This is a genomic window from Methylobacterium sp. BTF04 (assembly GCF_010692745.1).
Lineage (GTDB): Bacteria > Pseudomonadota > Alphaproteobacteria > Rhizobiales > Beijerinckiaceae > Methylobacterium.
This window is the reverse complement of the sequence record NZ_JAAHTB010000072.1, coordinates 1-11,539: the sequence shown is the minus strand read 5'-3', so window position 1 is coordinate 11,539 and position 11,539 is coordinate 1. Positions and strand designations below refer to the sequence as shown.

The window sequence follows — 11,539 nt, the reverse complement described above, 5'->3', positions numbered from 1 at the left end:
TTCGGGGCGGTCGTGGTTCATATGACAGCGCTGGCAGAAGGCCGCGAGGTTCTTGGCGGCGTTGTTGGCCGTGTCGTGATCGCGATGGGCTGTGGCCAACACCACCTTGGTTGGACGCAGACGCGCGAGCTCCTCGAAGCGCGGCAGCACTCGTAGGGCATGCCCGGATCCATCGCGCCATGAGCCGGTCGCGGCATCCCACCAGCGTCCGTCGCCCAAATGATAGATCGTCCGCCCGTGCGGTCGACCGCAGCTTTCGCAGGCGCCCCCCGCCCGTCGGAAGCGGATCTCGGCCGAGAGCTGGGGCCAATCGATCGGATAGAAGAAGCGGTGCTCGCGCCGGATCGGCATCGGATCAGCTCTTCCCTGCCAAGGCCGCCTGGCTGCGCGCCCGCGCCTGAGGAAAATAGCTGTAGAAAGTGTCGCGACTGACTCCGAGACGCTTGGCGATAGCCGCAATCGAAATGGTCCCGGATTGCAGGAGGGCGCGACCGACCTCGATGTCGGCTTCGGTCAGCTTCTTCGGCCGACCGCCCTTGCGACCGCGAGCCAGCGCCGCCTTGAGGCCCTCCATCGTACGCTCGCGATTGAGATCGAGGAAGTACTCTGCCATGGCGCCGTGCATCTGTAGGGCGAAGCGGCCATGGGCGGTGTCGCTGTCGAACTGCTCGGTCAGGCTGCGGAAGTGGATCTCCTTAGTCCGTAGGGAGTCGATGGTGCGCATCATCTCGACGAGGGAACGGCCGAGGCGGTCGAGCTTCCACACCACCAACACGTCGGTCGGACGCAGATAGGTGAGAGCAGCCTCGAACTCGGGGCGCTTGGTTCCAGCCTTGCCAGACTTCTTCTCCTCGAACAGGCGTTCGCAGCCGGCGCGGGTTAGCGCGTCGCGCTGGAGGTCGAGGTTCTGGTCGAGAGTGGAAACGCGGGCATATCCAACGAGCATGTCGGGATAGTGATTCAACCGCGTTTAATCCGCAATAGAAAACCAGTCATATTTTCCCGACAGAAACGGAGCTGTTTTAGGCAACTAGGGATTGGCCTGATCCGATTGTCCGGAAAACGATCGTTTTTCTGACGCGTTGACGGGGCAGGCCGATGACTTGACCCTGACACAGATCTAGGCCGCGCGTGTCGATCTCGGTCGGACCATGAAGGCGGCGGCCATGGCTGCGGGCATCCACCACCGTACCCTCATCCGTCTTGAGAACGACGTGGATGATGCCGGGAAGGAACCGGGGAGGTCAGAGGAACGCCGTTACTCCAATAGGATCTTGTCAACGATCGTAGAAATTGAAGATCAGGCCCCGCACGGCATATCCTTCCGGTCGCCACTCTCTTATGAACCCGCCTGGTCACGCTTGGCTTGACCGTGCGGAGTTTCGCAATCTTAAGGACTGCCTGAATGGAGATCGACGGAACCCAGGTCCTCGTCCGGACTATCACCGACGAAGAACCTGCGATCCTCATGGCCTGGCTCGCGCTTCTGAAGGAGGGTGGTTCTCTTCAGACGGGCCGCATCCGCGAGGCCGAGCTCCAGACCCAGGCTAAGGTCGTCCTTGGGCAACTGCGCGATGCGCTTGCGTCCGGACAGAGCGATTTCGGTTCGGAAGCATACGCTTCCTTGCGTGAGACGCTTGGTGAGATCTCCCGTTCCCGGGCGATCCAAGGGTTCTCCTCCACCGACACGGCGAAGTTCGTGTTCTCGCTCAAGGAGCCGATCTTCGAAGCGCTGGGCAGGACACAGGCTGGCGACGCGTCGCTCATCGCGGCAGCGACTAGGTCGGCGAGCCGTTTGCTCGATCGGCTCGGGCTGCACACGATGGAGGTGTTCCAGACCAGCCGCGAAGAGGTCATCGGACGGCAGACCCAGGAGATCGCCGAACTCTCGACCCCGGTGGTCCGGCTCTGGGACGGTATCCTCGCACTGCCGCTGATCGGAACCCTCGACAGCGCCCGCACCGGCGTCGTGATGGAGAACCTGCTCCAGGCCATCGTCGACGAGGAGGCGGAGATCGCCATCATCGACATCACTGGTGTGCCCACCGTCGACACCCTGGTGGCCCAGCACCTTCTCAAGGCGATCGCCGCGGCCCGGCTAATGGGGGCCGACTGCATCATCTCCGGCATCCGTCCGCAGATCGCCCAGACGATGGTCCACCTCGGGGTGGAGCTGAACGTCGTGTCCAAGGCGACGCTGGCGGATGCCTTCGCCCTGGCGCTGAGGCGCACCGGAAGAGCCGTCGTGCGCAAGCAAGCCGCGGCCACGACCGCATCAGAGGATCGTCGCTAGCGCCATGGACCGCATCCCGATCCTCAAGCTCGGTGGCGCACTGATCGTCACCATCCAGGTCGACATGCACGACCGCCTCATGCTCGCCCTAGAGGAGGACCTCACTGCCAAGATCGCGAGCACTGGTGCGCGCGGTGTGCTGATCGAGATCTCGGCCTTGGAGATCGTCGATTCCTTCATCGGCCGCATGCTCGACAACATCGCGGCCATCTCCCGTGTGCTCGACGCCGAGACTGTCGTCGTTGGGATGCGCCCGGCCGTGGCGATCACCCTGATCGAACTCGGGCTCAACCTGACCGGCATCAAGACGGCCCTCAACGTCGAGCGTGGCATGGCCATGATCCAGGCTCGGCTCGACGAGGACGATGCGGACGGACTCGGAAGCACGCGTGCCCATCGCGAAGACTGACCTCCTCCCGATCCGATCCGGTGAGGACGTTGTACGCGTGCGCCAGCAGGTCCGGGCCCGTGCCATCGAGATCGGCCTGGGGCTCGTCGATCAGACCAAGATCATCACGGCGGCGAGCGAGCTGGCTCGCAACACCCTGGACTATGGCGGTGGCGGCGAGGTTCGCATCGACCTCGTTGAGGAAGGCGGCAGGAAAGGGGTCCGACTGACCTTCGAGGATCAGGGACCCGGCATCCCGGATATCGCCCAGGCGCTCACCGACCACTACACCACCGGCGGAGGGCTTGGTCTTGGGCTCGGCGGAGCCAAACGCCTCTCGAACGAGTTCCATATCGAGTCGACGCTCGGTGTCGGCACGCGCATCACGATTGCGCGCTGGAAATCACGATGATCTCGATACCGGTGACGGAGGCCAGCCAGGTCGCCGAAGTGCGACGACGTGCGACGTCGATTGCCACAAATCTCGGCTTCGATGAGACCGCGAACGGTCGCGTCGCCATTGTTGCGACCGAGCTGGCGACCAACCTCGTCAAGTACGGCACCTCGGGTGAGATCCTGGTCGGCACGTTCGAAGACGATACGGGTACTGGCGTGGAGCTCGTCTCTTTGGACAGGGGACCGGGTCTCGCCGATCTTGGCGAAGCCCTTCGGGATGGGCATTCCACGGGTGGCAGTCCCGGTCTCGGCTTAGGCTCGATCCGACGACAATCGCAGGCCTTCGACATCGCATCGTGGCCCGGACGAGGGACCGCCATTCTCGCCCGCATCGAGGCAGTGCCGCGAACCGCATCTGCGTGCTCTCGCTTTGGCGCCGTCGCAGTTCCCATGCGAGGCGAGGTCGTCAACGGTGACGGCTACTGCATCCGCTCTCAAGGGTCGGCATGGACCTTGATCGTTGCTGACGGGCTCGGGCACGGTCCGCACGCAGCAAAGGCGTCCGACGAGGCCGTGCGCCTGTTCCGCAGCCGTGAGCACGACGCACCTGGTGAGATCCTCGCGACGGCACATGCCGGCATGCGACACACCCGCGGCGCCGCGGTCTCGATAGCGCGATACATTCCGGAGCGGGGCGTCGTGGTCTTTGCCGGCATCGGGAACGTCATGGGGGGCGTCGTCACCGGTTTGGAGACCAAGCGCATGGTCTCGCTTCCAGGCACCGCAGGGCATGTGGCACGACACATCCGGGAGTTCGAGTATCCGTTCGCGGATGACAGCCTCTTCGTGATGTGCTCGGACGGCATCGCCACAGGATGGTCACTCGACGCCTATGCCGGCCTCAAGGGCGCCCATCCGAGCCTGATCGCTGGCATCTTGTACCGCGACTTCTCACGTGGTCGCGACGACGCGACGGTCGTTGTCGCCCGAGGCGTTGCCCCTTGAGGTGGCCGATGGTCACGATGTTGATCGAGCAGGAGGTCGATGTCGCCGCCGCGCGGCAGCGCGCGAGAAGCCTTGCCGAGCAGCTGGGCTTTGGCGTCCAGGATCAGACCCGCATTGCCACGGCGGTCTCCGAGATCGCGCGCAATGCCTATGGCTATGCCGGCGGTGGAAAGGTCGAGTACGGCGTCGATGACGAGGATGAAACTCAGGCGCTGATCGTGCGCATTGGCGACATTGGACCTGGGATAGCCGACCTGCCCGCCGTCATGGAGGGCCGTTACCAATCGAAGACTGGCCTCGGCATCGGCATCACGGGCGCCCGCCGCCTCATGGACCGCTTCGAGATCCGCTCGGCTCCAGGCCAGGGCACCCAGGTGGTGCTGGCCAAGACACTTCCGTCTGGGCGCGACCGACTGACTGGTCCGAAGGTTGCCGCAGTCGCCGAGGCCGCTACCCGGAGACGAATGGACAACCCGCAGGAGGCGATGCGCGACCAGAACCGCGACCTCATGCGCAGTCTTGCCGAATTGGCGGAGCGTGAGGGGGAGGCTCGGCGCCTGAACGGGGAGTTGGCGGAAACGAACAGGGGCGTCGTGGCGCTGCATGCGGAACTTGAGGCGCAAGCCGAGAAGCTCCGTGAGGCTGGCGTGAACTTAGAGAACCAGGTCGCGGCGCGGACGGCAGAGCTTGCTCAAGCAAACGAGCGCCTCTGCGCAGAAGCGGTAGAGCGGGAGCGCATGGAGCAGGATCTACGGCAATCTCAGAAGATGGAGGCTGTCGGGCAACTGACCGGGGGCATCGCTCACGACTTCAACAACCTTCTGACGGGAATCGTTGGCTCTCTCGATCTGATGCAGAGCCGGATGGCGAAGGGCCGAACCGAGCACTTGCAGCGCTACATCGAGACGGCGATGGCTTCAGCCAATCGGGCCGCGGCGCTGACCCATCGCCTACTGGCCTTTGCGCGCCGTCAACCGCTCGATCCGAGGCCGACGGATGCAAACGCGCTCCTCGGCGGTATGGCCGACTTGCTGCGCCGAACGCTGAGCGAGGCCATCGACCTTCGCATCGTCACCGCACCCGACCTGTGGCCGACATTGTGCGACCCGCACCAGCTTGAGAACGCCATCCTCAACCTCGCCATCAACGCCCGCGATGCCATGCCGGACGGTGGCGTGCTCACGATCGCCACCAGCAACGGCCACCTCGCCGATGCCATCCCGGACGTGAAGCCCGGCCTCATACCCGACGAGTACGTTCGCATCTGCGTCAACGACACGGGAACTGGGATGCCCCCCGAGGTCATCGCCAGGGCTTTCGACCCGTTCTTCACGACGAAGCCACTTGGCCAGGGCACCGGGCTTGGCCTCTCGATGATCTACGGCTTTGCGCGCCAATCGGAGGGACACACGCGGATCGTGAGCGAAGTCGGCAAGGGCACCACAATCAAGATCTATCTGCCTCGATATAGCGGCGGCATGGGCGAGATCGTTGAGGCGGCCGAGGCAGCGGAATCACCACGTGGTGACGGTGAGACCGTGCTGGTGGTCGAAGACGACCTCGTCGTACGCAATCTCATCATCGAGGTCTTGCACGATCTCGGCTATAGGTCGCTCCAGGCTGCCGACGGGCCCGCCGGGCTGCGCATTCTGCAATCCAAGGTACGGGTCGATCTGCTTGTGACCGACATCGGCCTGCCGGGCCTGAACGGACGCCAACTCGCCGACCAGGCCCGCGTAACTCGCCCTGACCTCAAGGTTCTCTTCATCACCGGCTACGCCGAAAGTGCGACGGTCGCTTCCGGTTTCTTGGACCCGGGCATGGCGATGATCACCAAGCCGTTCGCGTTGGACGTGCTGATGGCGCGTATCCGGATGATGATCGAAGACTAGGCAGCTTGCTTCGTGAGCCCTTGTTAGAACTTTTAAAAGATTCTCTGTAGGGCGGAGGAAAATTGGGCGTGTCGCAAACTCGGCTCTGAGACGCGGAACGACCTCTGCCGTCCTGCTTTCACGCTTTGTTCGCCTGGGGAAGCCCAAAGCAGAGCGCAAGTAGCTGGTTCTGCTCGCGGACGGTCCATGCGCCGGCAAAGGCGAAGCCCTTGCGCAGCCAGAGCATGGCCTCGAAGCCCTGGATCGTGCGCCGCGCCGTGTTGAACGAGCGGAAGCCGCCGACCCGCGGCATCGACCGTTTCACCCGGTAGTGGTCGCTCTCGATCCCTTGCTGCAGGTGCTTGGTGACGTAGTGGACCGGCGCGCGAGGCAGCAAGCCTGCCTTCCGGCTCTCGGCGATGGCTGGCGGGTACGGTCCAGCGCCATCCGTGCCGATGCGATCCGGAGCGAGCAAAGGCTGCTCCCGCAGCATCTTGCGGAAGAACCGCTTGGCCGCGTCGAGATCCCGGTTGGCCGTGAGGAGGAAATCGACGGGATTGCCGTGCTTGTCGACGGCTCGGTAGAGGTAACGCCACTCACCCCGCACCTTGATGTAGGTTTCGTCGATGCGGACCGCTCCGCAGTATGGCCGGCGGAACTGCCGCAACCGCTTCTCGATCAGCGGCGCGTAGGCGAGCACCCAGCGGTTTAACGTGGAGTGGTCCACCTCCACGCCGCGCTCCAGGAACAGCTTTTCGATGTCGCGGTAGCTCAGCGGGTAGCGCAGGTATCAGGAGACGGCCTGGACGATGAGCGCAGCCTCATAGTGCCGGCCCTCGAAGTCGGTCTTGGCGCGCTGCTTCAGCTTCGCGGCGATGGCGGACAGAATCATGGGCCGGCTCCAGGGCGGAGGCGGCAAGCTCGGCGGGTATGCTTAACGACCCGTAAACGCAGGCGGACTCGGATTTGCGACAAGCCCCGATTAAGTACCAAATGTCAGATTTGGACCACTACGCGCCTGCCTGACAGACCCGAGACTACCTCGCCCGGCCGGATCACTCAGCGCCGGGTTTTGTCGTTTCTCGGAGCGGTGCCCCATAGCGGAAGCGACCGCACTTTTGTCCGAGGGCATCAAGGTCTCGTCCCTTGGCGCATCGAACATTCGGCAAATCGCGATCCGATGCTACGCGCAGAATCCTTTGCCGGAAATCCTCATCAGTCTCAGGCACTGCGGCCATTCTGTGCTCGCTCTTATTGTTGCAGTGAAGGCAACTCCCGTTCGGTCGCGCAGCCTCGTGCAGACCGGCGGTCATAGCGAACGTCGGTAAACGCCCTCGTCAGCACGACTCGGCTGTTCGCGTCGTAGACCTCGACGGAGCAAGCCGACCAATCGAGCCGCGTGCCATGCGCCATGAGATCGAGGGCGACCCGCTCAGCGTGGAAGCGCTCCGACGATGATAGCTGTAGCGCCGGCGACGAGCACATCGCGATCAAGCATAGGAACGGCAGCGACGGCGGGGGTTAGAGCCGCGCTAATCCCTCGGTCTCCGGGGCGGAAAGCAGATTGGAACGAAGCGCGCGCAGACGGTCATGTTCCCGTTCGGAGGTCGCGACCTGCCTTTGGAGCACGGTTGTCTCTTTGCCCTTCTCGTTGCGCGTGAGGAGGACATCGAACAGGCGCGTGAGGTGGGTCTCGGTCGCAACGATGGCGGTATCCAGGCGTTGCGCCTCGTCCCTCACTTCGTTGGTCATGGCTCACGCTCCTACATCTGGGTTTCGATAGCCGGCTTTATCGCAGGGCAACGCCGAGCTTTTGAAAGTAGCTCGGAGGAAGTTTTATACTAACCCGATCTGATCACGAGCCGGCGGGACGAGACGTCCATCTCACGTTTAAGCTGGCCGGTTGGCGGTGATCATCGAGACCTTCGCGTCCAACATGAGGATTGCGTCACGAAAGTCAGGCCGGGCTATACCGGCCTCAAAATGGACGCCAAATATTTCCAGCATAGTCCAGCCGAGAGCCGCGGCTTCGTCAAAGATACGACTAGTGATTAATTTAATACCGGAGACGCAAAGGAGGGGAGTGGGGGGCGATCATATCAATGTAAATTGATCTGTATCGTCATGTGAATTTGATCTAGATACTCACTTAGCGTCACATAAAACGCTTTGACTTGTGGGTTGCAGTGATGATACCCCAAGTAAGGCTCAAGCTTACTTTCAATCTGTCTTATCGCAGTAAGACGGTCCCTTGGTTGTAAAAATTGAGATAGATAATCAGAGATTAGCTGCGCCGCTTGGTCAACATGCTGCGCGTCGCCGTTGGCGGCGATCGTGCGGATATGACCGATGCATTGGATCAGATCGCTCATGCTCGCAGCATGTCACGGTCTCCCGATCTCTCCAAGGCCGGATCAAGCCCTCAGACTTTGAACTGACCCACTACCAACCGTCGGCGCTGCTCACGCAGTGGCGGTTTCTCTGCGCCGAACTTGCTTGCCTTAGATGTCGGGATCATTTCGACCCGATCCGTTCCGCGCTTCGCGAGCGCCTCATCAGCAGGCGGGAACTCGGCCTTCCTGCCGGATGTCGTGGGCTTGGTTGAGGTGTCTATCAGCATCAGCTTTATCCTCCTCATCGTCCCGGAGTGTAGGCGCCCTGCGCCCAGACTGCAAAAGGCCGGAGCAGCGTGCCGGCCTCACCGATAAGCGGACGTGAAGCACGAAGTTCGAGATGCGGTTCACCTCGCTACACGACGCAGATCGGTCTCCTACCCCGCATGCCGACCCACTACGTGACCAAACACCTGCAACCGGGCATCGAGAGCGATCACTTCCGGGTCAAGAAAAACATGCCTCGGATCGGCGGCTTCCGCTCGTTCAACACGGCCCGGCGTACAATCCAGGGCTTCGAGGCCATGCTGTGGCTGCGCAAGGGCTTCGGGTTCGCTGGCGTATGGACTGTCCGCGAGCAGAACCAGCTGCTCGCGGTCTGCTGCGGACTTCAAAAGGTTAACAAAGTCTGAAAACGAGGCCGACCCGCCCTCGCCTGCGGCCTATATCGCGGCTTGCGACAGGCCCCCGCAAACACCACCGCATCCGATTTGTAGGCTCGGACGGTGGCGCTGGCCTTCGAGGCCCGCTGATAGGTCTGGACCAGCGCGAGCGCGCCGGCGGGGAGAAGACTGGCCACTTCGGCAAAAACCGGGACGGGAAGCGTCTGCGCTTTAGAATTCCGCATCGCATCCCCTCCCCGCGCCGAGCGCCGTCGCGATCATGTCGCCGATCACCTCATCCGCCCAATCGTTAGGGAGCCGCATGTAGTGACCTGGCCGGCGGATCATGCCGCAGACGAACCGACCGTCCTCATACTCCATCGCCTGGCATGGCCCCTCGGCCGGATGGTCGGGGATGTGTTCGAGGGCGACCGCGCAGGCCTGCGTCACGCAGCAGTAGCCGCAGCCGTTGCAGGGCGAGCCATAGGTCGGCCTCACCGGGAGCCGATTGCCATTCGCTCCGTCTATCGCAACGACCGCCGCCATTGATGCCGCCTACCGCTGTAAGTTCCGAGGATGCGCTTTATCGGAAGTTTTATCATAGTTCGGTTATGCGGTCACGCGATTATGCAGATGTATGATCACATAACTAGGCTTTCTTGCCGCTGGTCTGAATGCGTGGCGGCGCGGACACGCCCGAGCCGAACTCGCGTGATCATGCGACTGCGTGCTTGTGCGGCTAAGCGATCATGTGAACACATAGCTGCATGCGCATTCTCACTCTCGCCAGCCAGAAGGGCGGCAGCGGCAAAAGCACCTTGTGCGGCTCGCTGGCCGTTGCGGCACGTCAGGCCGGCGAACGCGTCGTAGTCGTGGATCTCGATCCGCAGGGCTCGCTTGCTGAATGGGGCCGCCAGCGCGAGACCAAAGACATCGTCTTCCGCGAGGTCGAGCCAGCTGCTCTGGTCCGATGGGTCGCCGAAACCCGGAAGGTGGCCGCAGTGTCATTGGTCGTCATCGACACGGCCGGTACGTTCGGCCCCGAGGTCGATGCGGCTCTGAAGCAGTCCGATTTCATCCTCGTCCCAGTCCGTCCGTCTGCACTGGACCTTCGCGCAGCCCGACCGACCGTCGAGCGCATTGAGGCCCTGAAACGCCGGTTCGGCTTCGTTCTCAATGCCACGAACCCGGTCACGCAAGGGCGGACCGCTGATGCCCTGGCCGCGCTGGAAGCTGGGGGTATCGTTGCCCCGCCTGTCGCCGACCGAACCGACTTCCGAGATGCGGCCGCATCGGGACTCGGCGTGACCGAGATTAATCCGGCGGGGAAGGCGGCGGCCGAGATCATAGCGTTATGGGAATGGACCAAAGCTCAGATGGAGATAGCCCCGTGAGCAAACCCCCGGTTCGGAAACTCGCGGAGCAAGGCATCTTCGGAAAGCCACCTAATCACATAGCTACGCAAGTGACTGATAATGTGCCTACGCAATTGCGTGACGACGATATCCCTGGTGGAAAGGGACAGGGCAGGGCAGGCCGAGGCACGCGCGAGGGCGACGCCCATCGCAGCCTCTATGCCAAGCCAGAGACGTTCGATCTGATCCGCCGCCTGGCCTTCGAGACCAACACGACGGCTCAAGCGCTCTACCGCGAGGGGTTGTTCCTGATGTTGCAGAAGCGCGGACACGTGAAGGGTAGCGACCCCGAAGACATCTAACCTGGTGACTATGTGAATATGTGAATACATAAGTGCGTGCTTTTTCTGCCGCACAAACCGCGCGTGCATGGATCTCGGAAGAACACTGTAGGGTTCACTTCGTCCGACGCCTGAGGGGGAGTGCGAATGGCAGAACCTACGCTCCGTCGCTACCCGGCGCCCTGGACCGTTGTGGAGCACGAGACATCCTTTCAGATCCATGACGCCAACGGAGCCGTGCTGGCTCACGTCCTGTTTGGAAACGACCTGCAGCATCAGAATACGACGAACCGCATCACGAAGGACGAGGCGCGTCGGATCGCGATCAGCATGGCTGCGGTACCGGAGCTACGCAGAGCGTTGCGCGACTAGAAGGAGCGGTCCTGAGAGCTTGAAGGCACGGACATTACCTCGCCCCATGCTCATTCTCAGCGAGCGCATATGGAATCGTCCTTCAATCCCTTTTGGCAGGGCGTGTACGCCTTCAATGACGGATCAGGCCTGGAAGCCTGTCCGTTCCCTCGCGGTTCGAGCGAAGCCTACTTCTGGCATGAGGGTTTTGACCTCGCACACGCCTTGGTGAATGGCAGGGACGCAAGGGCGCGTGCGTAACCGGCAGCGCAACAGGAAGAGCCTCCCATTGGCTGCCGGGCCGATGCTCGATCGCATGGGAGCAAATGAGCGTCAGCAGAATTGCCAATCGCATTGCTCGTGCCACTCGCACGAATTTGTGCGTCCAGGATGGTGGAAGCACCCGACCGGCTGAGGTAGACCCGCCGCCCCGACGGGCGGGGGGGCTTGTCGCAAACCCGAGTCCACCGTTATTTACGGGTCGTTAGCCATACCCGCCGAGCTTGCCGCCTCCGCCCTGGAGCCGGCCCATGATTCTGTCCGC

Annotated in this window: 14 protein-coding genes and 2 pseudogenes; 9 read left to right on the top strand and 7 right to left on the bottom strand. The window is 62.5% G+C overall.

Features of this window, described 5'->3' with window-relative positions:
- A partial coding sequence (locus tag G3T14_RS22160) for a hypothetical protein (RefSeq protein WP_163644685.1) occupies positions 1-351 on the bottom strand: 351 nt, incomplete at its 3' end.
- 4 nt (positions 352-355) lie between these two features.
- Positions 356-946, bottom strand: coding sequence for a recombinase family protein (locus G3T14_RS22155; protein WP_163644684.1), 591 nt, complete (start codon positions 944-946; stop codon positions 356-358).
- A gap of 459 nt (positions 947-1,405) precedes the next feature.
- Here G3T14_RS22155 and G3T14_RS22150 point away from each other — a divergent pair, with 459 nt between their 5' ends.
- From G3T14_RS22150 to G3T14_RS22130, 5 genes are read left to right on the top strand one after another with little or no spacing between them, the layout of a single operon-like run.
- Positions 1,406-2,293 carry an STAS domain-containing protein gene (locus G3T14_RS22150; RefSeq protein ID WP_163644683.1) on the top strand — a complete coding sequence of 296 codons (888 nt, stop codon included), beginning with the start codon at positions 1,406-1,408 and terminating at the stop codon, positions 2,291-2,293.
- 4 nt (positions 2,294-2,297) lie between these two features.
- Positions 2,298-2,702 carry an STAS domain-containing protein gene (locus G3T14_RS22145; RefSeq protein ID WP_163644682.1) on the top strand — a complete coding sequence of 135 codons (405 nt, stop codon included), beginning with the start codon at positions 2,298-2,300 and terminating at the stop codon, positions 2,700-2,702.
- Positions 2,659-3,093 carry an anti-sigma regulatory factor gene (locus tag G3T14_RS22140; protein ID WP_204263002.1) on the top strand — a complete coding sequence of 145 codons (435 nt, stop codon included), beginning with the start codon at positions 2,659-2,661 and terminating at the stop codon, positions 3,091-3,093. The genes G3T14_RS22145 and G3T14_RS22140 overlap by 44 nt, the downstream gene beginning before the upstream one ends.
- Before the next feature lie 11 nt (positions 3,094-3,104).
- On the top strand, positions 3,105-4,082 hold the full coding sequence (locus G3T14_RS22135; RefSeq protein ID WP_348645325.1) for an ATP-binding protein: 978 nt from the start codon (positions 3,105-3,107) through the stop codon (positions 4,080-4,082).
- 20 nt (positions 4,083-4,102) lie between these two features.
- Entirely contained in the window at positions 4,103-5,974 is a 1,872-nt protein-coding gene (locus tag G3T14_RS22130; RefSeq protein WP_348645324.1) for an ATP-binding protein, read from the top strand.
- 118 nt (positions 5,975-6,092) lie between these two features.
- On the opposite strand, the pseudogene G3T14_RS22125 reads toward G3T14_RS22130, so the two are convergent.
- From G3T14_RS22125 to G3T14_RS22110, 4 genes and pseudogenes are all read right to left on the bottom strand, one after another.
- Positions 6,093-6,845 (bottom strand): annotated as a pseudogene (locus G3T14_RS22125) (IS6 family transposase).
- A 629-nt stretch (positions 6,846-7,474) separates the two neighbouring features.
- Entirely contained in the window at positions 7,475-7,705 is a 231-nt protein-coding gene (locus G3T14_RS22120) for a hypothetical protein (RefSeq protein ID WP_163644679.1), read from the bottom strand.
- Between the two features lie 347 nt (positions 7,706-8,052).
- Complete coding sequence (locus tag G3T14_RS22115; RefSeq protein ID WP_163644678.1) at positions 8,053-8,325, bottom strand: hypothetical protein; 273 nt, start codon at positions 8,323-8,325, stop codon at positions 8,053-8,055.
- A gap of 50 nt (positions 8,326-8,375) precedes the next feature.
- Positions 8,376-8,573 carry a hypothetical protein gene (locus G3T14_RS22110; protein WP_163644677.1) on the bottom strand — a complete coding sequence of 66 codons (198 nt, stop codon included), beginning with the start codon at positions 8,571-8,573 and terminating at the stop codon, positions 8,376-8,378.
- Between the two features lie 144 nt (positions 8,574-8,717).
- Here G3T14_RS22110 and G3T14_RS22105 point away from each other — a divergent pair.
- Positions 8,718-8,978 (top strand): annotated as a pseudogene (locus G3T14_RS22105) (DDE-type integrase/transposase/recombinase); the annotation flags it as partial.
- A 201-nt stretch (positions 8,979-9,179) separates the two neighbouring features.
- Here the strand turns inward: G3T14_RS22105 and G3T14_RS22100 are convergent.
- Positions 9,180-9,446: a hypothetical protein gene (locus G3T14_RS22100; RefSeq protein WP_163644676.1), complete on the bottom strand. Its 267-nt coding sequence runs from the start codon at positions 9,444-9,446 to the stop codon at positions 9,180-9,182.
- Positions 9,447-9,715: 269 nt separating this feature from the next.
- Between G3T14_RS22100 and G3T14_RS22095 the strand changes: the two genes are divergently transcribed.
- The 3 genes from G3T14_RS22095 (at position 9,716) to G3T14_RS22085 (ending at position 11,016) form a co-directional block, all read left to right on the top strand.
- Positions 9,716-10,342, top strand: coding sequence for a ParA family protein (locus G3T14_RS22095; RefSeq protein WP_163644675.1), 627 nt, complete (start codon positions 9,716-9,718; stop codon positions 10,340-10,342).
- A gap of 95 nt (positions 10,343-10,437) precedes the next feature.
- On the top strand, positions 10,438-10,665 hold the full coding sequence (locus G3T14_RS22090; RefSeq protein ID WP_163644674.1) for a hypothetical protein: 228 nt from the start codon (positions 10,438-10,440) through the stop codon (positions 10,663-10,665).
- 126 nt (positions 10,666-10,791) lie between these two features.
- Positions 10,792-11,016: a hypothetical protein gene (locus G3T14_RS22085; protein WP_163644673.1), complete on the top strand. Its 225-nt coding sequence runs from the start codon at positions 10,792-10,794 to the stop codon at positions 11,014-11,016.
- Positions 11,017-11,539: the final 523 nt, after the last annotated feature.

Bases quoted from the DNA above. Each gene is read 5' to 3' on its own strand.
- G3T14_RS22150 (WP_163644683.1), top strand. From the start codon at position 1,406: ATGGAGATCGACGGAACCCAGGTCCTCGTCCGGACTATCACCGACGAA.
- G3T14_RS22120 (WP_163644679.1), bottom strand. From the start codon at position 7,705: ATGACCAACGAAGTGAGGGACGAGGCGCAACGCCTGGATACCGCCATC.
- G3T14_RS22140 (WP_204263002.1), top strand. From the start codon at position 2,659: ATGCGGACGGACTCGGAAGCACGCGTGCCCATCGCGAAGACTGACCTC.
- G3T14_RS22155 (WP_163644684.1), bottom strand. From the start codon at position 946: ATGCTCGTTGGATATGCCCGCGTTTCCACTCTCGACCAGAACCTCGAC.
- G3T14_RS22115 (WP_163644678.1), bottom strand. From the start codon at position 8,325: ATGAGCGATCTGATCCAATGCATCGGTCATATCCGCACGATCGCCGCC.
- G3T14_RS22095 (WP_163644675.1), top strand. From the start codon at position 9,716: ATGCGCATTCTCACTCTCGCCAGCCAGAAGGGCGGCAGCGGCAAAAGC.
- G3T14_RS22110 (WP_163644677.1), bottom strand. From the start codon at position 8,573: ATGCTGATAGACACCTCAACCAAGCCCACGACATCCGGCAGGAAGGCC.
- G3T14_RS22145 (WP_163644682.1), top strand. From the start codon at position 2,298: ATGGACCGCATCCCGATCCTCAAGCTCGGTGGCGCACTGATCGTCACC.
- G3T14_RS22085 (WP_163644673.1), top strand. From the start codon at position 10,792: ATGGCAGAACCTACGCTCCGTCGCTACCCGGCGCCCTGGACCGTTGTG.